This window comes from Gallintestinimicrobium propionicum (assembly GCF_025567525.1).
Lineage (GTDB): Bacteria > Bacillota > Clostridia > Lachnospirales > Lachnospiraceae > Gallintestinimicrobium > Gallintestinimicrobium propionicum.
In genome coordinates this window covers 72,115-97,950 of record NZ_JAOQJY010000002.1, presented here as the reverse complement: position 1 = coordinate 97,950, position 25,836 = coordinate 72,115, and the positions used below count along the sequence as shown (strand labels likewise).

Sequence of the window (25,836 nt, the reverse complement as noted above, 5' to 3'; positions counted from 1 at the left end):
TTCCTGCGCACGCTTTTTGCGCATGCCGAGTTTGTGTCAAGCACACGCAGACACAAATCTCGTAATTGAAAAATTTTATTTTTCAATCTTCCTCCTGTATTGCCGCAGATGCGGCTGTTTATCTGTTCTCCTCAAACAAAATCGCCATCAGCAGCATATCCCGATAAACGCCGTTCTGCAAAAATTCATCCTTCAGGCATGCCTCCTGCACAAATCCGGCATTTTGGTAGCTTTTGACTGCCCCGACATTATCCGCGAACACGCGCAGCATCAGCTTGTGGAGCTTTAGCACATCCCGCGCGTAATCTGCTGCAAGGCGGGCTGTTTCCGATCCGATTCCTCTGCCCGCAGCGTCCGCTTCTCCGATAAAAATTCCATATTCCGCTTTTTTATTGTCGTGGTCGATGTCCCGGAAATATACGCTGCCTACCGGTCGATCGTTATTTTTTTCACAGATAATAAACTGTACGACATGGCCGGTTTCCACCTGGGTGTGCATCCAATTTTCATGGCTTTCTTTTGTAAAAAGCTTCTGATAGATAAAATTATGCCGGACGCGATCCTGATTCCGCCACGAAACAATCCGGTCCGTATCCTCCATCGTGATCGGCCGCAGATAAATCTGCTTTCCCTCAATCTTCTGCATCAATCTCTTCTCCCCGAAACATTTCGTTTATGCGCTCTTCTGAAAGGAACTGATAAACCTCAACCCCTTCTCCAGCAGAGTCGATCCGCAGCAGCATTCCGGGTTCTCCCCGTTCCTCCAGATATTCTGTCAGCCAGGACATATCCGTGCCCTCGTCCGCCAGCAGACAGACCTTCTCACTGCTTCTGGCCGCTTCTCCCATGGAAGCATATCCAAACGCTGACAGCTTCTGCTTCGTCAGTGGGCTTTTTACCAGCCAGCCGCCCAACAGATCATAATTGAACGGTTTATCGCGGTCCAGCATAATCTTCTCCGAATACGCCACCGTCGAATACACATCCTCTAAAAACAGCGTCGAAGCATGTTTTTCGCAATACGCAAACACGTCCTCGCTTGTCTGGTTTACCGTTTCCCTGCGTGTCTGCTCCCGCGCCACACCCTGCCACATGCCCGGAACCCGGAGAATACAAAGCAACAGGATAACACCGCAGACTGCAGCGGTCATGACAGTGTGAATACGTCCGGCGCTGCGTGTGTTGATGCCGGGCGCGGCTGTGCTCGTTGCCGTCCCCCACAGCCCAGCCGCCAGCAAAATCTGTGCCAGATACAGCGGATGGGTCACGCGATCCACCATCCGTCCCTGCATCAGCAGATAGCTCCACAGCATTCCGCCGACACAAACCACAAAAACCGGCTGCCAGAAATATCTTCGTTTTTCTTTCTGTAAACAGCAGGAACACCATGCAAAAACAACTGCCAGCCAGACAAAGTTCCAGGGCAGGTCGCTTTTCGACAACCAGTTTTCATGTACCAGCCGCCAAATTGCTTTTTTTACCTGCGATAGCACTGATTCTTTTGCGTCTGTTTTCTTCGCCTGCACCGCCAGGGAAGAAAGCATCTGCGTATCGATCTCATCCGCCGCCCCAAAGTTATAGTTTTTGAGCATCTCCTGCAGCGTCCTGGAAACACCCGTCTCTTCATAGGCTTCCCGGTTTTCATCGTATTGCTCAATGAAATCCAGATGGTAATCATATAATATCGTGCGCTCATCGAAAAACTGTCGGAAGTCTTTCCAGTTCGGATCGGAATAGGCAAGCACGTCAAGCCCGTAAAAAACACCCATCCCAATTACCAGCGCTGCAAACAGTCCAAGATAATGCCGCAGGCTTTCTTTGGAAAAAATCTGTTTTTCCCTGCCCCAGATGCAAAGACCGCCAGCTCCGGCAAGCGGCAGGCACAAAAGCGCCATCTCCGGACGCAGGCAGAAAGAAAGCCAATAAAGCAAAAGCGCCCAAAAGCGTTCTTTGCCCTTCGCCGTAACAACCCAAAAAATCGCCGCGCCCGCCAGCATCCCTGCCGTGACCGTGTACTGCAGATACACAAGGTGACTGCCCATCGCTGCAAACCAGAACAGAGCTTCCGCAAGAAGAAGCACCCCTTTTACGCCCAGCCGCTTGGCAGTAGTATTCCATGCGCTGCATACCGCAGGCTCTGCCAGACGCGTGGCAGACGCTGCACTGCACATCCCTGGTGCAAAAGGCGCGCCATCACGTGCTGCCCGCTCCTCGTCCACCAGCACGGTGCTCCTGTATCCGACCGCCCAGATACTTCCAAACTGGCAGAAAAGCAAAAACGCGCCGAATACCGGGATCGAAAGCCCCCGGTACAACAGCGCAAGCAATGCTCCCAGTGGATACAACAGCTGCATGGTATGTCCGTCCGGCGTACCGGAATATACGCCGGACAAAATATCTTTTATCAGCACATCGTCATTCAAATCATAATAAAAGTCAAAGCGCGCCGCTAAAATCCCCGCCAGGATCAGAGCCATCGCAAGCGACAGTATGCAATTTTCGTGTTTTTTCAAAAACTGCTTACCTGCCATAAAACTCCTTCACCTGATCCGCCACAAATGCTGTCTCTTCCGCCGTCAGACCATAGTACATCGGCAGGCGCAGCAGGCGCTCACTTTCCTTTGTCGTGTAGACATCCTCTCCGTTGAAGCGTCCATATTTAATTCCTGCAGGCGCGGAATGCAGCGGCACATAATGATAAACCGCCAGAATATCCCGTTCCTTCAAATAATTGATCAGCTCCTGGCGTTCGTGTTCGTCCGCCGTCTTGATATAGAACATGTGGGCATTATGGACGCAGCCCTCCGGAACCACCGGCAGCTCAATCTTGCCTGCCTGCGAAAGTGGCGTCAGCAGCTTATAGTACTCATTCCAGCGCGCCAACCGTGCCTCATTGATCTGATCTGCCATTTCCAGCTGTGCATACAGATACGCCACATTTAACTCACTCGGTAAATAGCTGGAGCCAAACTCCTGCCAGCGATATTTATCCACCTGACCGCGAAAATATTTGCTTCGGTCAGTACCTTTTTCCCGGATGATCTCTGCACGCTCCACATGCTCCCGATCGCGGATCAGCAATGCGCCGCCCTCTCCCATGCTGTAATTTTTTGTTTCATGGAAGCTGTAGCAGCCATAATCACCGATGCTCCCGAGGGCTTTCCCTTTATAAGAAGCCATCACGCCCTGCGCCGCATCCTCAATCACAAGAAGGTTGTGACGCTTTGCGATATCCATGATCGTATCCATTTCGCAGGCTACTCCGGCGTAGTGCACCGGCACGATGGCCTTCGTCTTTTCGGTGATCGCTGCTTCGATCTGTTTTTCGTCAATATTCATGGTATCCGGACGAATATCCACAAAAACAGGCACGCCGCCCCGCAGCACAAACGCATTTGCCGTGGAAACAAATGTGTAAGACGGCATAATAATTTCATCCCCCGGTTTGATATCCGCCAGAATCGCGGCAAGCTCCGTCGCATGGGTACAGGAAGTCGTCATCAGGCACTTCGCCGTTCCGGTTTTTTCTTCAAACCAGTGACTCGCCTTTTTGGTAAATTCCCCGTCTCCGCAGATCTTCTGATTTTCCACTGCCTGGCGCACATATTCGTATTCCCGTCCCGTAAACGGAGGTACATTGAACCGGATTTTTTCCCGTCCGGTAAAGGGAAGCTTCTTTTCTTCCATGGTTGATTCCTTCTTTCCCAAAAGCGGTTTTGCAGTCCGTTTTCTCGACCGCACTGCGCTGCTTTCATTTTTATTCATAAATCTGATAGGTTCCGTTATCCAGCTTCATTTCATAGGCATTCTGCGCCAGGAACTCCTGCAGCAGCTCCCATTTCTGCGCTTCCTGTGCATCCTCTGTGTCCACCTTTCCGGGACAGAGGATCACCAGCGGCTTTTCTCCCGCCTGGGACAGCGCTTCCAAATCTGTCCGCATCGTCTCTGCCGGGTAAGTATTCATATCCGGCCAGTCGTGGGACAGCGCCGAGGGCAGATCGAACAGCCAGCAAAAGCCCGGCACATCGCCAAAGGTCAAAAGCCTGCTGTTTTCCTCCAATTCATCCGCATGCTCTGCGTAATAATCCACAACATCCTGCAGCTGCTCTGCATTTGCCCGATTCGTTTTTGCACCGGAAAGCTTTTTGCAGTTTACAACCCGGGTATCCCGCTTTTGTCCCTCGATGCTGTCCCGAAAAACCGCACGCACGCCAAAGCCCGTGCTCTGTATCAGAAAAACAACCGCCACGCACACCAGCATCGCCCGGCACGCAAAGCTATACGGCAGGCGGCGCAGCTTTAACAAAAGCCGGTAGCCCATCCAGAAGGTCACCGGAGCAACCAAAAACAGGTTATTCATATTCGGATATGTTTCATTGTTGCTTCCGATCGGCGTGATCAAAATGACCAAAAGCACCATCAACGACAACAGCTTATCCCTTCGAAATACCAGCGGATCGGCAAGGGTCCAGATACACAGCCCGATTGCCACATATAAAAGCACCATACACCACTCAAATACGCTCCAGTAAAAGGCGTACTGCAGGTTGAACATGCCGCGTCCCCATAAAAACCGCAGCAGCACCGGAAGCATGCATAGATACAGCACCATCTTGCCTTTTTCGAATTTTCCGGGGAGAAGGAAAAATAAAACCGTACCTAAAAGCGCTGCGATCCCCAAAATCAGCACCCATTTAAACGCTTCTACATAAGCAGATACAACAGAAGTAATCATAGAAAGGGATGAATACGTCTCATCCGTTCCGGAATATCCGGCAAGCCCGACAAGCATCTTCGGATATGCATCAAACCTAAACTGCAGGCTGATCGCAAGAAAACCGACAAGAAATGCCGCCACAAAGCCGATCACACAGGCAGCGACATCTTTCCAGATCTCCGCCACTTTTTTCTTTTTCAAAATGCCATAATAAAATACCGCGATAATCAGCGCACATTCTACGATGTTAGGCAGGCGCGTCAGCACAGAAGCGCCCAGACACACGCCAGCAAACGCCATCCATTTGCGGTTCTGCCAGATCAGTCCGCGGTATAAAAGCACCGTTCCGCACAAAAACAGGAAAAACGTCAGGTAATTATACAGGCTCGTCGTCGGAATCCAGCACAGGCTGATTGCCGCGAATTCGCCCAGAAACACGATCCAGGACGGCATTTTGCCTTTCAGGAAAAAATACGCCAAAAGCGCCATGGCACTGACGAAAAGTCCCGTATAAAAACGCATTCCCACCAGGCTGTCCCCAAAGGGCAGGCGCATCAAAAGCGCCCCGAGCACATTTGCAAGATAGGTCGCAACCGTCCACTCCTGCCCCGCATGCGGGAAAAAGCGGTAATTTACCAGACCATAACAGGTGTCCGTCAATTCGATTCCCTGTGTAATTTTTAACAGCGGATACAAAAACAGTATCACCGGAAACAAAATTGTTCCCAATCGTTTTGCTTTTTCTTTCACGTTCTCTTTTTTCCTCCAAAAAAACCTTTCCCTACTTTGCAGCAGACCTGCCGCAGCTTTTTCCAATTCTATCGAACACACACAGCCGCAGCCGCTCGATTCCGATACAGACCACAAAAACGATGACGGACTGCATCCAAAGCACAAGAAGCATCCGTCCTGCAGTTACGCCCGTCTCACCCGGAACGATGTTCCAGAAATCCCCAAGTCGTCCGGTCAGGGCGTTGACCCACGCAAACCAGCGCGGTGCAATATCCGTCTGTTGATGAATCAGATAAACCCCGAATACCGCAGGGCTCCAGAACCGCACCATATCTGCAAAACGCCCTTCTTTTACCTTCAGGACAGCAAACGCGCCAAACAGCCCCACCGCCGCAAGATAGGCAAACAGTGCATTATAGTGAAATGGAACGGACGCATAATAGGTCAGTCCCGCCAGTCGTCCTGCCAAAGGAAGCAGCAAAAGCTCCAGCAAAAATGTCCCCAGCGTGCAGCCTGCATACAGCGCAATATTTTTGGGGAAGCTGTTCAAACGCGGCATCCCGTATTTTTTCAAATAGCCGCCGGTCAGGTACAGCACTGCAAACCATCCGAAGTCATATCCGAAACGATCCAACGCAAACTGCAGCGGACTGAAGGATTTTCCGATGCAGAAAAAGAACAAAAGCGCCGCCAGCAGCTGCTGTATCCGTTTTTGGGAAAGGGTTTCCAGCCCTGCGTTGAAAAATGGGGACAACAGGCACAGCACCACATAAGCGCTCACGAACCAGTAATGTCCGGACTGCACCGGAAAAATACTGTTCCAGATGTGGTAGGGATTGAGAACCTCCGAACACGAAAGGACACCGACAAGTGCCAGAACCGGAGGAATCAGCACCGTATAAAACAACGTCTGAACCAGCACCTGCGCCACACGCCGGAAGGAAAAGGTACAGGAGGAAAGAAAATATCCGCTGATCAGCACATAAACGTTGACTGCGACAATGCAGACTGATTCTGTCACAAGGGACCAGACCCCGGCGCCCGTCACAGGGCTTCCGACATCCAAAAGCAATCCGCTGTTCGTGTTCCAGTGCAGGATCACAACCATGAACATGGCGATGATCCGAAGCAGCTCAAAATTTGCCTGACGTCCGGGCTTTCCCATGTCTCCTCCTTTCCGGGCGCGCGGTGTGTTCCAAAAGTGCGCAGCACTGTACTCCCGCCGCGTAAATCGTCTCTCCGGGACTACGTTTTGCTTCCGCATCGACCTGTTCGTCGCGCATCAGCGTTCCCGTTCGATCTCCCCGTGCTCTACACGGTAAACAATATCGCATTTTTCGATCGTCTGCAAACGATGTGCAATAATAATCAATGTCTTATGACCATGCAGGCTGTTGATGGATTCCATGATCGCAGCCTCTGTATCGTTATCCAGTGCGCTGGTCGCTTCATCCAAAACGAGAACCTCCGGATCTTCAAACAGCGCTCTCGCAATTCCGATTCTCTGACGCTGACCGCCGGAAATCCGGATGCCGCGCTCGCCAATGCCGGTATCCAGCCCTTCGGGAAGACTGCGGACAAACTCATCCAGACGGGCTTTTTTGAGTGCCTCCCAGACCTTTGCATCGTCGATGTCTTCATCCGCGTAACCGAATGCCACATTTTTGCGGATGGTGGAATCAATCATGAAAATCGTCTGGGGAATGTAGCCGATATTTTTCAGCCAGGATTCGTAATGATCCCGAACCTCCACGCCGTCTGCGAGGATATGTCCCTCCTGAATCGACAGCAGCCCCAGCATAATATCCACAATCGTTGTCTTGCCCGCACCGGAGGTTCCCACAATGCCGACAGATTTTCCGGCAGGGATCTCCATATGCGCATGGTCGAAGATCAGCACATCGGAATTCGGATATTTGTATACAATATCATCCAGTACAATTTTATCCTGTAGGGGCAGCTTATCCACCAGCTTGCTTCTCCGATAGGCAGCTTCGTCGTAAACCACGTTTTTGTCGTGGATTTCCTCCTGCAGATTGTCGGACACGCCCATAAAAAAGGGCTCGAAATAGGAAATCTGTGTCAGATAGTTGTTGATCCGGTTTGCAGAAGGCAGAAGCCGCATGGCAGCCACGCCGAATGCACCCAGCTGGCTCACCATGCTGGTGACATCCTCGCCGGACAGGATCATGAAAATCAGGTACAGGATCAGTCCCGCCATGCAGACCGTCTCGATCAGCAGACGAGGCGTCGCGTTAAAAATATTGTACTTCTGCACTGCACTCACATAGCCGTGACCGCATTTACCGTATTCCCGGATGAAATAATTTTCTTTATTGGCAATTTTGATTTCCTTGATGCCCATAACGGATTCTTCAATCCATTTGTACAGACCGCTGTAATAATCCTGGTTCTCGATGCCCGCCTGACGCATGATCGGCTTTAAAAACTGCTTGATCACAAGCAGCGTCACGATCAGAAGTGCCGCTACCGTCAGGATCATCTGCGGAGCCATCGCGGTCAGCGTAACCGCCAGCAGGACGAAAATAATCACTTCACTCATCAGCTGCAGCAGCGCGAGGATCAGACCGTACATGTTATTGACATCAGACGTGATCATACGCTGGATGACAGAGGTATCCGCATTCAGATAATATTCATAGGGGCGCTTCATGAAATTGATCATCATGCGCTGAGAGGTTTCAAACTGGTTCGTGTATACAAAGCGCAGCTGCACCACATTCTGAAAATACAGAAAAACATTTTTTAACACAAAGCCCAGAATAATCAGCACCAAAATCAGCGTCGTGAAATATCCCGGTTTCTGAAAGCCTGTCCATCGGTAAATCTGCGCCAGGACGCTGTCGCCCTCCACGCAGCTCGGGTCCATAATCATCTGAATCGCCGGTACCACAAGACCGATGCTGACGGTTTCCAGAACCGCACCGATCACCATCATAAACAGAATCTGAACCATTTTCAGCTTCTGCTTCCGGTTCATCAGAACCATCATTTTACGGTAAATTTTTTTCATGAAAGCGTTCCTTTCGTTCCTGCAGCCCTATTCCAAAACTGCTTCTTAAAAAATCTGCTCATTAAAGCGGTGTTTTTGAGGATCTTCGTACAGATCCATAAAGTCATCCCCCAGAAAAACCTTTTCCTTTGCAAAATGAATCGAATCCGGCACGGTATACACGGAAACTACCTGGTCGAATTCCAGTCCCTCGATGAAATTCAGGATTTCCATCGGGAACTTTCCATCCAGCACAATATCGTCCGGGAACAGCTTATGATAGTCTAAAACATCTCTGGGATGCGGTTTTAAAATCACCTGCGCATCCTTTCCGTATTTTGCTACGATATCCCGGAAAATCTGCTCGCGCACCGGCAGCTCGCATAATGGCTCCGTTAGCACCAGCACCTTGTGCTCATGATGCGCGCCGGTCGTAAGCTGCGTCATCAGCGTATCCAGATCCTCCATAAAAATCCGCAGAATCGTATTTTTGTCGTCCTGCGTCAGCCTGCGCACCATCGCTTCCCGCGGCTGTTCGATATATTTGGAGCAGGGATATTTCAGGATTGACGTATTGTTGACCTCCATATCCACGCAATATTTACTGTATCCGTTCTGGATAAAAATCAGGTTATGCGCCGCAAGAAAGGCTTTCAGTCCGAAATGCCCCCGGTTGTCATAGCGCGCGGTATCGTAATAGCAGATACAATCCAGGCCGTCCTCCACCGCATGATAACGGATTTTCTTATAATTCAGATAATATCCGATCGGATCGGAATCGCAGAACACATAGATGTCCTGATACTTTTTAAAATCCACCGGCACATAGGGCTGCTGCAGCTTTCCGTATAATTTCGTAAAAATCATTCTGGAAAACAGGTTAAACACCAGATTTCCATGATCCTCATGATAGCGTGCCAGCTGCGGGAACGCATGCTCTTCCTTTTCCTCGAACATAAAAACAGCTTCAAACAGACCGCTTTTTTCTGCACGCTCCTTCAGGCTGCCAAAGTCGTTCGACATCGTGCTCAGCACCAGATCCGCCTTTCCGCGCATTGCCCTTGGAAGCGTCAGCTCCTTTAAACAGGCAACATATACATGATAATAAGTATGGCAGACATAAATCCGCTCTTTTGGCTTTCTCTTTTTCATTTTCGTTTTTTCTCCGGCAATTTCTGGTAAACCTGATGAAATCATCCCAGTTAAACCAGTTGACTCCATTGCATAGTCGCTATATTCTACCATACTTTTGTCTGCCATTGCAAGACAATGCGCTTCAAAGCGGCGGAATGCATCTTCTCCGGTGTGCTGGGAATCCCGCGTGAACTGTGCTTGAATAATATTCCCCGGATTGTTATACTACTTAAGATGCGATACAGTTCACTCGTACCGTTTGGGGGCAGATTTCATGCTCGCATGAAAATCTGCCCCAAACGGTACGAAGGGAGCGCCACTTTATGAGCAAAAATGAGCTGCGAAGCAGCGGAGAGCGTCGAAGACGCGGTTTTGCGAATGGCGCGTGTGAACAGTAACACAATTTCTTTTTCCCCAGACACTGCACAATCCGATTTTTGACAGGAAACAGGAGGTTTTGCCATGTCAGCACTTGCCATTATTACAGCGCGCGGAGGCAGCAAGCGGATTCCGCGTAAAAATATCCGTCCGTTTCTCGGAAAACCGATTCTTTTATATTCCATCGAAGCCGCTTTTCAGGCGGGCATTTTTGACGAGGTGATGGTTTCTACAGATGATCCCGAAATCGCCGAACTTGCAAAAGGTGCCGGGGCGTCCGTCCCGTTTCTTCGAAGCGCCCAGACCGCAAACGATTACGCCTCTACCGACGACGTCATCCGCGAGGTACTCGAATGCTACAGAGCTGCCGGCAGGGAGTTTGACACATTCTGCTGTATCTACCCCACCGCGCCGTTTATTACCCCCAAAAAACTCTACACTGCGATGGAGCTTTTAAAGGACGCCGAGTCCGTCATGCCGGTAACGACTTTTCCGTATCCGGTTCTGCGCAGCCTCGCCGTAGATGAAAACGGTCACATCGGCTACAAATGGCCCCAGTATGCGACCGCGCGCAGCCAGGATCTCGAAACGCTTTACCACGACTGCGGACAGTTCTATGCCTGCCGGACGGAAGCTTTTTTCCGGGAAGGAACAACAGATACTCCCGGTATGGTCCCCCTGCTTTTACCCGAATTGGAGGTTCAGGATATCGATACCGAAGAGGACTGGGCGATTGCAGAAGTCAAATATCAGAAAATGATGGAGAAAGAATAACAATATGAATCAGGAAATTTATCTGGGCGGGCGCAGAATCGCCGCAGACGCCCCTGTCTTTATCGTTGCGGAAATGTCTGCGAACCATTTGCAGGACTACGACCGTGCGATTGAAATTATCCACGCCGCAAAGGAAGCCGGCGCGGACGCGATCAAGCTGCAGACCTACACTGCAGACACCATGACCGTTGACAGCGACGCGGACTGCTTTATCAATAAAGGCGGCCTCTGGGACGGCATCAAAGAATACGACCTTTACAAGCAGGCTTATACGCCGTGGGAATGGCATGCTGGTCTGATGGAGGAGGCAAAAAAATGCGGACTGCTCTGCTTTTCCTCCCCCTTTGACGCAACCGCCGTCGATTTTCTCGAAGAGCTCGACGCTCCCGCTTATAAAATTGCATCTTATGAGATAAATGATATTCCGTTAATCCGTCGGGTGGCGAAGCTCCACAAGCCCGTCATCTTTGCCACCGGCATCGCACATCTCGAGGACATCGAGCGCGCCATGAACGTCTGCCGTGAAGAAGGCAATGAGGACGTAATTTTGTTAAAATGCGTTTCCGCTTACCCGACGCCCTACGAGGACGTCAATCTGCGCATGATTCCGACGCTGTCTCAGACCTTTGGCTGCCTGACCGGCCTCTCCGACCACACGATGGGCGGGGCTGTCGCTGCAGGCGCCGTTTCCCTCGGCGCGCGGATGGTGGAAAAGCACCTGACCTTAAAACGCAGCGACGGCGGTCCGGATGGCGCATTTTCCATGGAGCCCCAGGAATTTAAGGAAATGGTTTCGCAGATCCGTATTCTGGAAAAGGCACTCGGCTCTTCCGAATACCGCCTTACTCCCAAGCAGGAAAAAGAACGGGCAGGCTCCCGTTCCATCTTCGTCGCGCAGGACATGGCAGAGGGCGAAGTTTTCACAGAGCAGAATATCCGCTGCATCCGCCCCGGCATCGGACTGCACACAATGTATTATGAGGAAATTCTCGGCAGGAAGGCTTCCTGTCCGATCGGAAAGGGGACGCCGCTGTCATGGAATCTCATCCGTTAGTCTATATCCGCACAGACGGAAATGAAACAATTGCGACCGGACATCTGATGCGCTGTCTATCCATCGCCCGTGCCCTGAAGAAACGGGGTGCAGCGGTGGCTTTTCTCGTCTCCGATGATACCTCGGCTTCCATTTTGCAAAAAATGTATTCTCCTGACGAAATCGCTGACCACAGCTTTCCGATCCTGGAGCTGCGCACCGATTACAGAAGCCTCGATCGGGAAATCCAGACCATGCAGGGAATCCTTTCTTCCCACAACGTTGCCTGCCTGCTGGTGGATTCTTATTTTGCAACACTGGAATATCTCGATATCCTGCGCCAGATCTGCAAAGTTGCCTATCTGGACGATCTGCAGGCATTCGACTGCCCGGCTTCCCTCGTGATCAACTATGATTTCTGTGTTGATGAAAGTTTTTACACCAAAGCGGACTGTGTTCTGACCGGATGCGCCTACACTCCCCTCCGGGAGCAGTTTGCAGATCAGCCCTACCATCTCTGGGAGCAGGTAAAAGACCTCTTTCTTTCCACCGGCGGCACCGATCCCTTCTATATCGCAGGCGGTATGTTAAAACGTCTCTGCGCATCGGACGACTGGAAGGATGTTTCCTTCCACGTCCTGACAGGTCCCATGCATGTCCACCGCGCAGAGCTTGCCGTCATGGCAGGAAAAGACAGCCGCATTGTCCTGCATGAACAGGTTTCCGATATGGCTGCACTCATGTCCACCTGCGATCTCGCATTTTCCGCAGGCGGCACGACGCTTTATGAACTCTGTGCCGTCGGCGTCCCGTCTGTAAGCTTCAGTATGGCGGATAATCAGCTTCCCGGTGTCAAAGCCTTTGACGACGCAAACCTGATTCCATGGGCAGGTGACATCCGTGACAACGAAATCTTCTACGATGATGCAGTGGAAAAGCTGACTGCACTTCTGAAAAATCCGGACGCCCGAAAGAAACAATCCGACCGAATGCGTATGGCGATCGACGGCGCCGGCGCACGCCGCATCGCGGACGCAATTCTGGCAAAATGAGTGTGCGACGGGTCGATCGCGCATCCTAAGCGGAGCGTTTTTATTTTATAGGACGCATTTTCCTATGAAACAAAAAAGAGAGCCGGGAGGCTCTCTTTTTTTGCGCTACTTCTGAATTTCCGAAAGGAAATTTAGAAAGTTCGTTTTTCCTATATTCCGCCACACAGCTCCATATCATTTTTTCCCGAAATGCTTTTTTCGAAAATTACGCCATGTCCAGAGTGCTTTATAGTACAATACAAACGCTGCTGTGGAGCGCTGCTGCATGGCAATCATTTTTTTCTGCTCTGCATTGACGCGTTCCTGATAATACGGATTGTCCGCAAAATCCGGGAACGCTTCTTTTAATTCGTTTCCCATCTTCCGGATAAAAGAAAGCGATTTATGACCCTTTCCGACCATATAGGAAAACAACGTATTGACATAAAACAGCATCGTGTATTCAAAGCAGATTTCCGGTCGGTAGGTTTCAAGATAACCGAATTTCTTCGCATTTTCCAGAATGCCCCGTCCAGCCGCCATCCGGTCTTCACAGCGCTCCCTGCTGATGGTATGCACCGTGGACGCTTCATGCTGGTAATAAAAATACATGACCTCCGGGATATATTCATAATGATGTGCCTGTAAAAGCACCGCGTCGCTGATCGCATTATCCTCGTAAAAAATGTGCTCCGGAAAGCGGATGCCGCTGTCCATGAAAATTTCCCGGCGATAGACCTTTACAACAAGGCTTCCGCTGTCTAAAATCAATGACCGACACTGTTTATTGCCAAGCACGCCGCTCTGCTCTGCTTTGCCGTTTTCCACACGTTTGCCGATTCTCATGCTGTGTTCATCCGTCAGGCAGTAATCACAGCCCACCATATCCGCACCGGTTTCCTCTGCACGTCCGATCAGCTTTTCGTACATCGTGGGCAAAATCCAGTCGTCGCTGTCAATAAATCCGATCCACTCGCCTTTTGCAAGGGACAGCCCGATATTTTTCGCGCCGCCCTGTCGCTTGTTGACTTCCGAATGCACAGCTTTGAATTTACCTGGGTACTTTTTTTCATACTCCAGCAGAATCGAAAAGGATTCGTCCGTAGAAGCATCATCCACCGTGATGACCTCGTAATCCGAAATCGTCTGCGCCGCCAGCGAATCCAGGCAGTAATTCAGTTTTCCGTCCGATGCCATGTTATAAACCGGCACAATGATACTCAGCTTCATATCGCTTTCTCCGTTCTGTGCGCACTCTATTATTTGGTTCCCTCTACGCAAATCCAGTCCTCGCCGTCCTTTGTGTGAATCCTTGTCTCTGCAAATCCGGCTTCCCGAAACAGGTTCTTAAACTGCTCCATGGTCGGGTTGAACAGGTGGAATTTGCGGATATTATCTTTTACCTCTCTGGGCAGTCCGGGCTTTTCATAAATGTCTGCAACCAGTAAAAAGGTTCCGCCGGTCTTTAATACCCTGCGCACCTCTTTTAAGTTTTCCTGGGGGTTCGGCCAGAAATAAAAGCTTTCCACGGTCACGATTTTGTCAAAGGTCTCTGCCTCGAAGGGAAGCTTTTCCACCGATCCTTCCAGAATTTCCATCTTGCCTGCCGCAACCGATTCTGCATTTGTTGCACGGGACGTTTCCACCGATACCGGTGAATAGTCGATTCCCGTCAAATGTCCATCCGTCACATGCTCCGCCATCCTAGACAGCGCAGCTCCGCCGCCGCAGCCGATATCCAGAATGTTGTCGTTTCCCTGAATCTCCCAAAGGGAAAGCGCCCAGCCGGTCACATTGTGATGGCTCTCATTCATGCGCTCCAGCATTTTTTTGCCATCCTCGCCCTCCGGCTTTCTCGGATTTCCGGACTCGGTAATTTCCGCCTGAGCGCGCTCTGCTTCTGTGAAATGTCTTTCTTCGAAATCATTTTCTTCCATTCCGCGGCCGTCCAGACGACAGCTTGCCAACACTTCCTCTACCCACTGTTCCGGGTAGCATGCCAAAAGCTCTTCATGCTGCATCGCATGGTACCGGATATCCGGATCCACAAAATGTCTTCTGTAGCGGTTTTCGTATTCCTCCCCCATCTTCACGGCATAAAAACAGTGAATTTTCGTTCCGGGCACATAAATATCATCTTCCAGCGGCGTCACCATATCGGAAAAGAACTGGTTGAAAATGCTTGTATTGGACACAAATGCCATGGAAGGCAGCTCCTGCGTGGCGGCACTGCACCCGAACAGCTGCAGCATTGCCTGCGCATACTCGGCACCGGCTTTTTCTTCCATTTTCTTTTTTGCCCAGACTAGAAGCTTTCCGCTGCGAAGCATTTTTCCAAGAAGAGGCGTCATCGCTTTTGCCATCGCCCAGGTTCCAAAGCTGCTGCCCTGATCCAGATCGGAGCTTCCGAGGATTCCGTGCCGGATATGGATTTTTTTGCGCTGCACCATAAGTCCCACAAAGGAGCCGCCCAAAGAACAGCCGTATGCCGCAAAGAGCTGACCGCCGAGATTTTTCTGGATATAGCTTTCCAGCTTTGCCGTCTCAATCAACATGTTCGGGAAGGTCGAATCCTCCGTCTCGTCGGACCCGTCATAGGACGCGCAGAGCACATAAAAGTGCTCCTGCAGCAGAGGGATCACATGTCCGAAGTTCCGTTTCCAGTGACAGCATGTCCCCGGCAGCAGTAAAATTGCCGGCTTTGTTTCCTCACCAAAAGAATAGATTTTCATTGCCTTTTCATCTCCCATAGGCCCATTGCAGCGCACAGATATCGCTGCCGTCTGCATACTTAGCCTTATCTAACTTTGATCTTCATTATATTCCCGGGACTTTTCAATTTCAACAGGTGCATGTATAATATTTTCACCACTAACACTTGGAGATACGCCTATGCAAACATTATACCCCGATTATTATGCGCAGTTTCGCTGTACAGCGGACAAATGCCCCATCACCTGCTGCCAGGAATGGAAAATTTCTGTCGACGACAATACGCTGAAGCGCTGGGCATCCTTAAATCCGCCTGTGGATTCGAAACTCTTTACCTACGTTCAGGACGGTCAACACGTGATCGCTTTAAACAGCCGCCATGTCTGTCCGTTTCTCGAAAAAAACAAGCTCTGCCGTCTTGTCCTCGAGCACGGAGAGGATGCGATTTCCGAAACGTGTCAGGTTTTCCCCCGCGAAACCCATTCCTTTGCCGACCATGAAGAGGCTTCGCTCATGCCCTGCTGTCCCGCTGTGATTGACCTCTGGGCAGCGCAGGATGCTACGCCGCTTACTTTTCCGCATCCGAATATTGACAGCATACCATTTTTCATCCGTTCTGCAGTCATCGACGCCATTTTGCAGCAGACCGACCGGCTGCCGGAGCAGATTCTTTCCGCCTGTTTTTATATGATACAGGAAATCCACCGAAAAAAAAAGCCGACAAAAGACTTTGTTTCAGATTGTTTTTCTGAAAAAAGCTTTTGTCAGCTTTATGATGCCATGGACGACCTCTCGCCGGACTGCATCGACTCTATTTTGGAGTGCAACGAACTTTTATTAGATCTTTCTGTCAACTATCAGAAAGAGCAGCTCTATCAGGAATGGCTTACCCCACTCACACAGCAGGCGGAAACATTGTCGGAATTGCTCACGGAACCGGAAGACGAAACCTCCGATCCCTCCAAACCATACGAGGAGATCGCCAGCCGCGCCGGCATCGCACTTTCCAACCTTTTGGCACATTTACAGACAGAAGAAGAGCTCCCGGCGCAATGGCAGGCATTCCGTACTGCCTTCGCGCAATACGAGCCTCTGATGCGCAGCTACCTTGCAAACGAGGTCTATTCCGAGCTGCTTTCCTTTGAGGACACCACAAGGCATATGCTCGTGCGCCTGCAGTGGCTGATGCTGCAGTATGCCGCGCTGCGCCAGAGCCTGTTCCTCATCTGGCAGGACAGCCCGGAAACATTTTTCTATGAAAAAGTGCGGGAAGCGCTGGTCATTATCAACCGTATGACCGGCTATGACGAAGAAGATATTTATGAATATCTGGAAAACAGCTTCGAATCCCTGCTCTGGGACTGGGGCTATTTTGCGCTGCTCGCGGGGTTTTAGAACCTGCCGGATGGCAGACGGCAGCACCGCCGGTACAATAGAATGCACGCAGAGCGTGCATTCTATTGTTTTTCACAGAACAGTTCGATTTCTTCTCCCACCGGTCCGATGATGAATGCGATCCGTGCCGGAAGGGATGGCTTCGACATAATTTCGATATCGACCGGCTCCATCGTCACGGCATAGCCAGCCTTGCGCACAGTCTCCACGATGCTGTCCACATCGTCCGTCGCCAGCGCGAAATGGCGGATTGCGCCGTGCGGCAGATCTTCCTCCGCATTCGGGAAAATCTCAATCAGGCTCGTTCCCGCACCGTACATCAGTCCCTCAACGTTCGGCTCACCCCAGCTTCTGACAAGCGGAAGCCCCAAAAGCTCCCCATAGAACTTCTGAACCTTTTCCAGATCCTCCGGTCTGCATTTCACACATACATGATGAACACCTGTAATCATTTCGTTTCCTCTCTTTCTGCCGCATATCCAGCGACTTATCCTTTGTAATTCCTGCTGCGGCATCCACCAGTCCAGCATTTTCTTCCAATGTCTGCCGCTTCGCGCAAGTGCTTTACCCCTGCTGCCCCAAAATAATCCGGATCAGCTCTTTTTCCAGCATCAGCGTCCGGTTCCAGGGATTCAAAATGATCCCTTCCACGCCGTCTGCCTGCAGCGCGGTTGCAAACAGCTGTCCCATATCCGCCAAAAACGTCGATTTCACGCGGTCGCTGCCGCGCAGCTCTTCCTCAAATCCGGTAAACGCAGCCCACCACAGTTTGCTGTCCGACGTTTTGACGGTCTGCAATAAAAGCTGTCCGCCGCCAGCCGGAGGCTCCACTGCAACGATAAGCTGTCCGTTTTCTTTCATTCGGCGGCGCACCACCGTCAGCGCATGTGCCAGCATTTCCTGCGTCGGCTCCTGCTGCAGCCCGGCGATGGCTTCCTCTATTTTTTCATTTCCCCGCAGCCCCTCGTCCCGCAGTTCGGTGTCTTTTTCTTCCATAATCATCTCCATCCCCTCACTCTGCACGCACCGCCCAGCGCATTTTCGTCGAACGCGCGCGTCCGTTCTGTGCACATTCCTGCGCAGAAGGACGGATGACATCTTTGGCATAATCAGAATAGATGCCCTCCCGATAGCCCTCTTTCAGTGCCTGCTTCACGAGCCTGTCCTCGCCGGAATGGAACGTCAGGATTGCAACGCGCCCGCCCGGTTTCAATGCGCCCGGCAGCTTTTCCATGAACTCGTAAAGCACTTCAAACTCGTGGTTGACATCAATGCGCAGCGCCTGAAACGTCCGCTGACAGGTCTTTTTGACCGTCTCCTGCTTATCCTTTTCCGGCAAAAAGTCCAACGCCCTTTCGATCACCCCGCGCAGCTTTGTCGTCGTATCAATCCGGTTGCCGCGGCGGATTTCTTCTGTGATTGCCTTTGCAAGTTCCTCGCAATATGGCTCGTCCGAATTTTCATACAGCATACCGGCAAGCTCTTCTCGCGATATCGTATCCAGCCGTTCTGCCGCGCTGATGCCCTTTTCCTGATTCAATCGCAGATCCAGAGGACCATCCACTTTGAAGGAAAAGCCGCGCTTCGGATTATCGATCTGCATCGAAGACACTCCCAGATCCGCCAGAATGAAATCAAATCCGCCGACCTCCTTCGCGATCTCGTCGATCGTGCAGAAATTCTGCAGCCGGATGGAAAGAATATCCTCCCCATAGCCCAGCTCCTCCAGACGCTTTTTCGTCTTGGCGGATTCCTCCGGGTCTACGTCTGTCGCATACATGTGCCCCTCACCATGCAAACATTCCAGCATCGCTTTTGTGTGCCCGCCGTAGCCCAGCGTCGCGTCAAAGCCGGTTTCCCCGGGCTGAATCTGCAAAAAATCCAGAATTTCCTTCACCATAATCGAAATGTGCATCCCGGCAGGCGTATTTCCCTTACGGATCACATGCTGCACTGTATCCTGATATTTTTCCGGCTGCAGCTCCTTATATTTTTCCTCGAATTTCTTCGGGTATTTTCCTTTATATCGAACGCGGCGCTTATGCTGCTGCGCCTGATTTTCCTGTTCCAAATGCATCCTCCTATTCCCTGCTAAGTTCATCCATTGCCCCTTCTATCTCAAGCTCCCCAAGCAGCACAAAAAAAACCTCTGCCTGTCAGGACATTTCAAATTTTAGCCGTTTTTTTCCCAAAAAACAAGCGCTTTTCCTGTCGATCACCCATAGAAAATGACAGCCCATCCCCGTCACACTTAAGAGCTGCAGTCTGCACACGCCAATCCTATCCATTCCATAAAAAACTTGTACAAATCCTGTATTTTATGTCATAATGGTGCAAAAGACTTTCCCGTTTCAGTCCGGTAACGCATTCAAGTGAAGCTTCCTGCCCATTCCGGATCAATGGGAAGAAATGAGGGTTTTATGTTAGAAAGTATCATCAAAATCAATCAGACGGTCAACGGATTTATCTGGGGCGTCCCCGCAATGATCTGCATCATCGGCGTAGGACTTCTGCTTTCTGTCCGTACCCGTTTCATTCAGGTGCGCAAATTCGGCGCTGCCCTGAAAAACACGATCGGTAAAATTTTTGACAAAACACAGGCAAAGGACGGCTCCATGAGCCCGTTCCAAGCGGTCTGTACCGCGCTTGCAGGCACGGTCGGTACCGGCAACATCGCAGGCGTTGCGGGCGCAATTGCCCTCGGCGGTCCTGGCGCAATTTTCTGGATGTGGTGCTCTGCTTTTCTCGGCATGTGCACCAAATTTTCCGAGGTTACGCTCGCAATCCATTTCCGGGAAAAGAACGCAAATGGCGAATATGTTGGCGGTCCAATGTACTATATTAAAAATGGTCTGTCCAAAAAATGGCATTTTTTAGCGGTTCTTTATGCCCTGTTCGGCGTCCTGACTGTGTTCGGCACAGGAAACGCCACCCAGGTTAATACCATTGTTTCTTCTATTCATTCTGCACTGCACAACCTACATATCATCGACGGCACTGTAGATGAACGTGCCAATCTGATCTTCGGTATTTTCATTGCCGCTTTCGTTGCCATGGTGTTGCTTGGCGGAATCCAGCGGATCGGTCAGGTTTCGGAAAAGCTCGTTCCGTTTATGGCAGCTTTATATGTAATCCTTGCAATCGGCGTTGTTATTTTACATATCAACCGCGTTCCTGCAGTGTTTGCCATGATTTTTAAAAGTGCATTTACCCCTCAGGCAGCCACCGGCGGCATCATCGGAAGCATGTTTTTAAGCATGAAAAAAGGCGTCTCCCGCGGTATTTTTTCCAATGAAGCCGGCCTTGGTACCGGTTCCATCGCCCACGCCTGTGCAGATACGAACAATGCTGTCCATCAGGGCATGTTCGGTATTTTTGAGGTATTCATGGATACGATCGTGATCTGTACACTTACCGGTCTTGTCATTCTGCTCGGTGCGCCCAACATCGTCTATGGTCAGGCAGCCGGCGCAGAGCTGACAATTTCCGGCTTTACTGCAACCTATGGGGGCTGGGTTTCTATCTTCACCGCAGTTGCCATGTGCTGCTTCGCATTCAGCACAATCATCGGCTGGGGCTTATACGGTTCCCGCTGTATCGAATTTTTAGGCGGAGAAAAGCTCGTCCGTCCCTTCCTTGTAGCCTATTCCTTTGTATCGATCATCGGTGCAACAATCAACCTTGGTCTGCTTTGGGATATTGCAGATACCTTCAACGGTCTGATGGCGATTCCCAACCTGATCGCCCTGCTTATTCTCTCCGGGCAGGTCAAGAAGCTTGCGATCGATGTCGATCAGGCGGAAAAGAGCGGCACGTTGTAACACAACTGTTAATATCACGTCTGGCGATTGATAATCCGCTGGAATATGCAAGGCTTGCTCTCGATGGTGAGATGCAAGCATGGGTGGATGCAGAGGATAGTTTGGATATCTTCTGATATATGTTTATTATTGAAATCTCGCATCAGTGGTGCGGGATTTCAATCACTATTTATGTTGAAGTAACTCTTTCCAATTTTCCGGGAATCCCATTGTACTAAATAGAACCTCCGTATAAAATCCTACTTCCAGATAATTTCTGCCGATTCGACTCATATCCTTGACGATAACACATCCGATTTTCCCTTCTTCAATGTCAGCAGTCAATCGCTTCCAATCCGGTCTGTCAAAGTTTGTGCCGCTATACCCATCATCGGTATAGTGTGCAAGATTCGTAAAACCCTGTTCTTTGGCATACTTTTCAAGCATTTTCTTCTGAAACTGTATTTGTCAAGGGTAATTTCTGCGAAGTATTCAAAACTAATAAATTGTTATCTTTCACTTTTTATAAATAAAAAACATTGAAAATTTCTTGACTTCAAAATTCTGCCTCTCTTCATCATAACCTCCAACATTAATGTCAAAAAAATGTGCCCGCACATAAATAGCCTTTGTGTGCGGGTGCGTTTCAAACCGTTTACATATAAATATTTGAATTTTAAATTAAGACTGACGAAAAATAAGTGTAGCAGAGAGTTCAATTTTATGAATAATATTCGGATTCTGAATACAAGAAATAATCTCTTCCCCCGCTTTGTGTGCTGCCTCTCGAATTGGCAGTTTTATGGTTGCAAAATAGTCAATCATCAAGTCGGTATTTGGTGCATCAACGTACCCAACAATTTCAATATTTTTCCCAAGGATCTTCCCCATTTGAATGCAAGCGTGTCTTGTATAAAAGGATATTGCGCCATCGGAGGCAATAATCGCTGTTGTCCCCTCCTGTAATAACTGTGCACAGCCTATCTCAACCTTTGCATAATCATCTTCGCTTTCTTTGATGAAAGTATTGATATCTGAAATACCAAATTGCTCCATTACATGAAGATATGCGCCTAACCGCTCTTGTGCACTTGATATCCGTCGGCGGCTGACAATAAATCCAATGCGACGATGGCCCTTTTTATACAGTGCAGTAACTGCTTCTGACAACTGAGGGGCACTGCTGCACACAACACTACTCAAATTAATCGCATCAAAACTACGGTCAAAAAGAACAATTGGTAACGTGTGTGGAAGATATTGCATTAGCTGATCATAACTTTCTGCAGTGCTAGCTAAAATAACTCCATCTACCATGCTACTGTTAATTTCATGAAGCTGCTCCGCCTCACGAGTGACATTTTCTTTAGTACTTGCAATTAGTAATCTGTAGCCAACCTCAGAAAAGTAAGTTTCTAACTCTTCTACAGCTGTAGAAAAAAAATTATTTCCAATATTAGGAACAATAAAAAGAATTGCATTGCTTTTTCCTGTTTTTAAATTTCTAGCTGCCAAGTTTGGAGTATATGCCAGTTCCTCAATAGCTTTTTTCACCCTTTGTGTCATCTCATCTGATACGTATCTTTTCCCAGAAATCACATGACTTACGGTGGCAATAGAGACTCCGGCAAGTCTTGCAACATCCGCCATACTGCTCTTTTTCATTTTTATGACCATGCCTTTCCGCTGCGCTACAAAGCACAAAAGGGCACGAAACGAAGTGGCTCTAACGCAGCAAAAAAATTTGTTGGGATTTTGGAAAAACCTGCGGTGAAAATCACAGACGTTTCCGGTTTCCGCATTAAGCACATGAAAGCAACTGACGTAGAAATCCTTGCCGCCGTGGACGGGAAAATGTGTGTTGAACAGGCTGAAAAGTCCCGCATCATCCGCTCCCACATGGATGTCTTGGAATTGTGCAAACTGAACCTACAATCGCTGATTCTGGCTACCTCTGAGAAATATCTCCCACAGCTCAACATCATTGCAACGGCTCAGGGTATCCAAGCCTTTTCTGCTATAGGTGTTATCTCTGAAATTGGCGTGGACATATCCGTGCTCCCCACCTCAAAGCATCTTTGCTCCTAGAGTCCGTTTTAAAACCATCAAAGAAACCAAACAAGGATACAGGCAAGACAGACAACAGCGTGAAAATAGAGTGCTTTCTTCTCATACCGGGTGGCAAAACGGCGGTTGTTTTTCAGCTTGAGGAAAAGGTTTTCCACCAGATGACGCTCTTTGTATGTGTGCCAGTCTGTTTTCCTGGGGTGTTTGGCAGTGATACGGCTGGGAATCACCACGATTCCGCCCCGTTCTTCCAACCAGCGTACAAATTTATCGCTGTCATAGCCTTTATCCGCCAGCGGCAAGGATATCTTGTAACTGCTCCATCTACTACTTAACTTTTAAGCATAACTTCGATTTTCGCCTGCTTTTAGGTGGCTTGGTTTTGTGTGTTCTTTTTCGGTATAGTGCTTAAATTGCATTGTTTCAACCTTCACCTTTGCCTTATTTTTTAAAGTATATAGTCAGCTTGGAGTCAAGTCAAGCTAAAAACAAAAATCAGATAAATTCGCTTTTACATGCAAGGGCATCTTGTAGAATTGAACAAAAAAAAAGAAACCTTTTTAGACCATTTGTCAATTGAAGCAATTGCAATGGTAAGATATACTATTTACACAGTAGTTAATCGTTTATATAAACGATTAACTACTGTGTAAACCCAATATTTTTCAAGGAGGAAAACACGAAAAAAACAATCATGGTATCGCACTCTGTGTATTTTGCTGATAATTATTTTGGTTGCCAGCATAGGTGCAATGTTAGTGCAAACGAACTTCGGGAAAGTTCGCACAATGAACATCTCTATAGTAACTGATCATCAACAGCAGTTAAACGCAACCTTGTATATCCCCCAAAATGCCTCTGCTGAAAATAAAGTTCCGCTGGTTATCACTTCCTCCGGGTGGGAGGATGCAGGAGAGTCTTGGAGTTATGTTGCTACAGAACTTTCAAGAAGAGGAATAGCCGTTGCTAATATGGAGCCATATAGTCATGGTACATCGGGTATGTTTTATCAAAAGGGTGAAATGGCTCTATATACGAATATGTACTCGGATGGAATGGGGATGGTTGCCCTAACAGATTATTTGACCAGTGGTATACTGGACTTTATAGATACAGATAAAGTGGGGGTTACCGGACTGTCAATGGGTGGAATATGCACATGGACAACAGTACAACATTATGGGCATATGTATAATGCCGCTATTGAGCAAGCGCAAAGCCCCGATTCAGACGGGGGTGAATCCATCACCGAAGATGAGCTTTTAGCAGCTCAATCCTTGCTAAAGGTTACAGCAGCCCTGCCGTGCGGCTCACCTCCCACCGCAAACAATGGATATGATCCATCTGCGCTTCATGTAAATGTCGGCTGTTTGATGGGGTCTATTGAGGAATGTGGTGACCTTGTATCAACAAAAACAAGTCGTATTGTAGGTGATGCAATCGAAGGAATTGAATTTATCAATTCCAGTTTATCTGATGGGGAAAAAGTTGATTATGTGGAGGAAGGAACTTATTACGGAAACAGAGAGGACAACACACTCCGCATTATATATCAACCGCTTTCAATCCATGGAGCAATCCCCATTGTTCCCGAGGCAGTTAGAGACATTATAAGTTTCTTTACATATTGCTTCGAGGTCAATACACCTGTCTCTCCTACAAGTCTCATTTATCCTGCGAAACTCCTTTTCAATGCTATAGCTCTTTTGGCCCTACTCGCTGCGTTACTTCCTTTAATGGATTTGGTTCTTGCTATGCCAGTATTTCAAAAGTTACGTGCTGAGAAGGAGCCCCCTAAAGTACCAGCTTTGACTGACAAGAAGGAAAGCAAGAAGTTCTGGATAGGTGTGATAGCGGGAGGCTGTGTTTCTGTTGTTACGGCATTTATCACTATGCCTCTATACTTAAAAATATTTCCTGACGCTTCCTGCGGAACACCGACAGCTTGGTTCAATATTGCGCCGATGAACCTCATTGTGACATGGACTTTTTTGAATACTATCTGGGTAGCGTTTTGGTTCTGGCTCAATTTCAAACGTGACAAAAAGACCGGACTTCGTTCCGATGAGATGATTGGACTTAAAATTGGAAAGGTCGAATTGTTTAAAACATTCTGTGTGGGTTTGGCTATTTTTGTAATTGTTTATGGAATTGTTACGTTTTGTAAATGGAGTTTCAATACGGATTTCCGAATGTGGATGAGCGCATTAAAACCATTCAAGCCCGAAAAACTTCCTGCCTTACTGAACTACTGGCCGTTTTTCTTCTTGTTCTATGTCCAGTACAGTCTTCTTATCAATGGTGCATTTCGTGTTGAAGGCATGAGCGAGACAAAAAACCTTGTAATCTGCGGCCTAAGTAACAGCCTTGGCTGTATGATTCTTTTAATAATTCAATATTCAACCTTGTTGATAACAGGACTAACCCCTCGTGTTTTTGGGTGGAACTGGAGCGATTTACTTGTCTTGGCGATTAATTTCTGGATGTTGTTTCTTGCTCCGTTCTTTGTCAGAAAGGCTTTTAAAAAGACCGGAAACATCTGGCTTGGTGCAATCGTAGTTTCACTTATCTTTGCTGCTATGGGCGTAATGAAAGCAAGCATGACCACATCGTTACTGCCATAAATAAGAATAGTATATTGAGTAGACAATCTCGTCAATTGAATAGTTAAAATCCGGTTGGAGGGCAGGCGGAGCGGAAGTTAATCTTGCAAAAAGGTACCCGGAAGTAACTTTTACAAACATTACAGCAGCTCTTGACTTGACTCCAACGGTAGTTTACAATACTAATGCTTTACCTATGTGCAGGATAGGGCAACGCTGAGGAGCGACCTGAGCGGCACATAGGGTTTGCGGGAAGGCGGCATCTTAACGGATGCTGCCTTTTTTGCTGCCTTCCTGGAAACAAAAGCGATAAACCTCGGGGTTTAAGGGGCAGAGCCCCTTCGTTTTCTCCGAATGGCGGCAGCTAAGAAACGGAGAAAACCATGGCTAAGAATACACATTTAAGGCAACATCGCATAATAAGGCAAAAAGAACTGTCCTGCCAGC

The 25,836-nt window shown here is 48.9% G+C and carries 21 protein-coding genes and 2 pseudogenes; 8 read left to right on the top strand and 15 right to left on the bottom strand.

Annotated features, from left to right (window positions below; translation table 11 throughout):
• Positions 1-118: 118 nt before the first annotated feature.
• The 7 genes from OCV62_RS02525 to OCV62_RS02495 all read right to left on the bottom strand — a co-directional run bounded on the left by OCV62_RS02525 (position 119) and on the right by OCV62_RS02495 (position 9,614).
• Entirely contained in the window at positions 119-646 is a 528-nt protein-coding gene (locus OCV62_RS02525; protein WP_021914968.1) for a GNAT family N-acetyltransferase, read from the bottom strand.
• Positions 633-2,531: a hypothetical protein gene (locus tag OCV62_RS02520; protein WP_262584964.1), complete on the bottom strand. Its 1,899-nt coding sequence runs from the start codon at positions 2,529-2,531 to the stop codon at positions 633-635. The genes OCV62_RS02525 and OCV62_RS02520 overlap by 14 nt, the downstream gene beginning before the upstream one ends.
• Complete coding sequence (gene rffA, locus OCV62_RS02515) at positions 2,521-3,687, bottom strand: dTDP-4-amino-4,6-dideoxygalactose transaminase (protein WP_262585075.1); 1,167 nt, start codon at positions 3,685-3,687, stop codon at positions 2,521-2,523. Before rffA ends, OCV62_RS02520 begins: the two co-directional genes overlap by 11 nt.
• Before the next feature lie 70 nt (positions 3,688-3,757).
• Positions 3,758-5,467 (bottom strand): glycosyltransferase family 39 protein, encoded by a 1,710-nt coding sequence (locus OCV62_RS02510; RefSeq protein ID WP_262584963.1) that lies wholly within the window; start codon positions 5,465-5,467, stop codon positions 3,758-3,760.
• Between the two features lie 31 nt (positions 5,468-5,498).
• Positions 5,499-6,614, bottom strand: a complete 1,116-nt coding sequence (locus tag OCV62_RS02505) for an acyltransferase (protein ID WP_262584962.1) — start codon at positions 6,612-6,614, stop codon at positions 5,499-5,501.
• Between the two features lie 117 nt (positions 6,615-6,731).
• A complete protein-coding gene (locus tag OCV62_RS02500) occupies positions 6,732-8,483 on the bottom strand; it encodes an ABC transporter ATP-binding protein (protein ID WP_262584960.1) in 1,752 nt (583 codons plus the stop codon).
• Between the two features lie 45 nt (positions 8,484-8,528).
• On the bottom strand, positions 8,529-9,614 hold the full coding sequence (locus OCV62_RS02495) for a glycosyltransferase family 52 protein (protein WP_262584959.1): 1,086 nt from the start codon (positions 9,612-9,614) through the stop codon (positions 8,529-8,531).
• Positions 9,615-10,058: 444 nt separating this feature from the next.
• Here OCV62_RS02495 and pseF point away from each other — a divergent pair, with 444 nt between their 5' ends.
• From pseF to pseG, 3 genes are read left to right on the top strand one after another with little or no spacing between them, the layout of a single operon-like run.
• Entirely contained in the window at positions 10,059-10,748 is a 690-nt protein-coding gene (gene pseF / locus OCV62_RS02490) for a pseudaminic acid cytidylyltransferase (RefSeq protein ID WP_021916118.1), read from the top strand.
• A gap of 4 nt (positions 10,749-10,752) precedes the next feature.
• Entirely contained in the window at positions 10,753-11,802 is a 1,050-nt protein-coding gene (gene pseI, locus OCV62_RS02485; protein ID WP_262584958.1) for a pseudaminic acid synthase, read from the top strand.
• Positions 11,784-12,833, top strand: coding sequence for a UDP-2,4-diacetamido-2,4,6-trideoxy-beta-L-altropyranose hydrolase (pseG, locus tag OCV62_RS02480; protein WP_262584957.1), 1,050 nt, complete (start codon positions 11,784-11,786; stop codon positions 12,831-12,833). Before pseI ends, pseG begins: the two co-directional genes overlap by 19 nt.
• A 174-nt stretch (positions 12,834-13,007) precedes the next feature.
• On the opposite strand, the gene OCV62_RS02475 is transcribed toward pseG, so the two are convergent.
• Both OCV62_RS02475 and OCV62_RS02470 read right to left on the bottom strand, forming a co-directional pair.
• On the bottom strand, positions 13,008-14,042 hold the full coding sequence (locus OCV62_RS02475) for a glycosyltransferase family 2 protein (RefSeq protein WP_262584956.1): 1,035 nt from the start codon (positions 14,040-14,042) through the stop codon (positions 13,008-13,010).
• A 29-nt stretch (positions 14,043-14,071) separates the two neighbouring features.
• Positions 14,072-15,562, bottom strand: coding sequence for a class I SAM-dependent methyltransferase (locus tag OCV62_RS02470; RefSeq protein ID WP_262584954.1), 1,491 nt, complete (start codon positions 15,560-15,562; stop codon positions 14,072-14,074).
• 142 nt (positions 15,563-15,704) lie between these two features.
• Between OCV62_RS02470 and fliB the strand changes: the two genes are divergently transcribed.
• A complete protein-coding gene (gene fliB / locus OCV62_RS02465) occupies positions 15,705-16,919 on the top strand; it encodes a flagellin lysine-N-methylase (protein WP_262584953.1) in 1,215 nt (404 codons plus the stop codon).
• A gap of 62 nt (positions 16,920-16,981) precedes the next feature.
• On the opposite strand, the gene OCV62_RS02460 is transcribed toward fliB, so the two are convergent.
• The 3 genes from OCV62_RS02460 to rsmH form a co-directional block, all read right to left on the bottom strand.
• Positions 16,982-17,371 (bottom strand): VOC family protein, encoded by a 390-nt coding sequence (locus OCV62_RS02460; RefSeq protein WP_262584952.1) that lies wholly within the window; start codon positions 17,369-17,371, stop codon positions 16,982-16,984.
• A 112-nt stretch (positions 17,372-17,483) separates the two neighbouring features.
• Positions 17,484-17,915 (bottom strand): SseB family protein, encoded by a 432-nt coding sequence (locus OCV62_RS02455; RefSeq protein WP_330667196.1) that lies wholly within the window; start codon positions 17,913-17,915, stop codon positions 17,484-17,486.
• Between the two features lie 16 nt (positions 17,916-17,931).
• Positions 17,932-18,990: a 16S rRNA (cytosine(1402)-N(4))-methyltransferase RsmH gene (gene rsmH / locus OCV62_RS02450; RefSeq protein ID WP_118495838.1), complete on the bottom strand. Its 1,059-nt coding sequence runs from the start codon at positions 18,988-18,990 to the stop codon at positions 17,932-17,934.
• Positions 18,991-19,339: 349 nt separating this feature from the next.
• Here rsmH and OCV62_RS02445 point away from each other — a divergent pair, with 349 nt between their 5' ends.
• Together OCV62_RS02445 and OCV62_RS02440 are read left to right on the top strand one after the other, a co-directional pair.
• Positions 19,340-20,740: an alanine/glycine:cation symporter family protein gene (locus tag OCV62_RS02445; RefSeq protein ID WP_262584949.1), complete on the top strand. Its 1,401-nt coding sequence runs from the start codon at positions 19,340-19,342 to the stop codon at positions 20,738-20,740.
• Between the two features lie 11 nt (positions 20,741-20,751).
• Positions 20,752-20,856: pseudogene (locus tag OCV62_RS02440) on the top strand (DUF6061 family protein); the annotation flags it as partial.
• An 88-nt stretch (positions 20,857-20,944) separates the two neighbouring features.
• Here the strand turns inward: OCV62_RS02440 and OCV62_RS02435 are convergent.
• Positions 20,945-21,184 (bottom strand): annotated as a pseudogene (locus OCV62_RS02435) (recombinase family protein); the annotation flags it as partial.
• A 216-nt stretch (positions 21,185-21,400) separates the two neighbouring features.
• The gene (locus OCV62_RS02430; RefSeq protein WP_262584948.1) at positions 21,401-22,384 is read right to left on the bottom strand and encodes a LacI family DNA-binding transcriptional regulator; all 984 of its coding nucleotides are present in this window, start codon (positions 22,382-22,384) and stop codon (positions 21,401-21,403) included.
• Positions 22,385-22,489: 105 nt separating this feature from the next.
• Between OCV62_RS02430 and OCV62_RS02425 the strand changes: the two genes are divergently transcribed.
• Positions 22,490-22,807, top strand: coding sequence for a hypothetical protein (locus tag OCV62_RS02425; protein ID WP_262584947.1), 318 nt, complete (start codon positions 22,490-22,492; stop codon positions 22,805-22,807).
• Between the two features lie 17 nt (positions 22,808-22,824).
• Here OCV62_RS02425 and OCV62_RS02420 read toward each other — a convergent pair whose 3' ends face one another.
• The gene (locus tag OCV62_RS02420) at positions 22,825-23,088 is read right to left on the bottom strand and encodes a transposase (RefSeq protein WP_262584946.1); all 264 of its coding nucleotides are present in this window, start codon (positions 23,086-23,088) and stop codon (positions 22,825-22,827) included.
• A 414-nt stretch (positions 23,089-23,502) separates the two neighbouring features.
• On the opposite strand from OCV62_RS02420, the gene OCV62_RS02415 reads away from it, so the two are divergent.
• Complete coding sequence (locus tag OCV62_RS02415; protein ID WP_262584944.1) at positions 23,503-25,410, top strand: alpha/beta hydrolase family protein; 1,908 nt, start codon at positions 23,503-23,505, stop codon at positions 25,408-25,410.
• Positions 25,411-25,836 lie beyond the last annotated feature (426 nt).

Excerpts from the sequence above, each read along its gene's own strand:
- OCV62_RS02470 (WP_262584954.1), bottom strand. The coding sequence starts at position 15,562 with ATGGGAGATGAAAAGGCAATGAAAATCTATTCTTTTGGTGAGGAAACA.
- rffA (WP_262585075.1), bottom strand. The coding sequence starts at position 3,687 with ATGGAAGAAAAGAAGCTTCCCTTTACCGGACGGGAAAAAATCCGGTTC.
- pseG (WP_262584957.1), top strand. The coding sequence starts at position 11,784 with ATGGAATCTCATCCGTTAGTCTATATCCGCACAGACGGAAATGAAACA.
- OCV62_RS02495 (WP_262584959.1), bottom strand. The coding sequence starts at position 9,614 with ATGAAAAAGAGAAAGCCAAAAGAGCGGATTTATGTCTGCCATACTTAT.
- pseF (WP_021916118.1), top strand. The coding sequence starts at position 10,059 with ATGTCAGCACTTGCCATTATTACAGCGCGCGGAGGCAGCAAGCGGATT.
- fliB (WP_262584953.1), top strand. The coding sequence starts at position 15,705 with ATGCAAACATTATACCCCGATTATTATGCGCAGTTTCGCTGTACAGCG.
- OCV62_RS02500 (WP_262584960.1), bottom strand. The coding sequence starts at position 8,483 with ATGAAAAAAATTTACCGTAAAATGATGGTTCTGATGAACCGGAAGCAG.
- OCV62_RS02475 (WP_262584956.1), bottom strand. The coding sequence starts at position 14,042 with ATGAAGCTGAGTATCATTGTGCCGGTTTATAACATGGCATCGGACGGA.
- OCV62_RS02525 (WP_021914968.1), bottom strand. The coding sequence starts at position 646 with ATGCAGAAGATTGAGGGAAAGCAGATTTATCTGCGGCCGATCACGATG.
- OCV62_RS02445 (WP_262584949.1), top strand. The coding sequence starts at position 19,340 with ATGTTAGAAAGTATCATCAAAATCAATCAGACGGTCAACGGATTTATC.
- OCV62_RS02455 (WP_330667196.1), bottom strand. The coding sequence starts at position 17,915 with ATGGAAGAAAAAGACACCGAACTGCGGGACGAGGGGCTGCGGGGAAAT.
- OCV62_RS02460 (WP_262584952.1), bottom strand. The coding sequence starts at position 17,371 with ATGATTACAGGTGTTCATCATGTATGTGTGAAATGCAGACCGGAGGAT.
- OCV62_RS02505 (WP_262584962.1), bottom strand. The coding sequence starts at position 6,614 with ATGGGAAAGCCCGGACGTCAGGCAAATTTTGAGCTGCTTCGGATCATC.
- OCV62_RS02430 (WP_262584948.1), bottom strand. The coding sequence starts at position 22,384 with ATGAAAAAGAGCAGTATGGCGGATGTTGCAAGACTTGCCGGAGTCTCT.
- OCV62_RS02520 (WP_262584964.1), bottom strand. The coding sequence starts at position 2,531 with ATGGCAGGTAAGCAGTTTTTGAAAAAACACGAAAATTGCATACTGTCG.
- pseI (WP_262584958.1), top strand. The coding sequence starts at position 10,753 with ATGAATCAGGAAATTTATCTGGGCGGGCGCAGAATCGCCGCAGACGCC.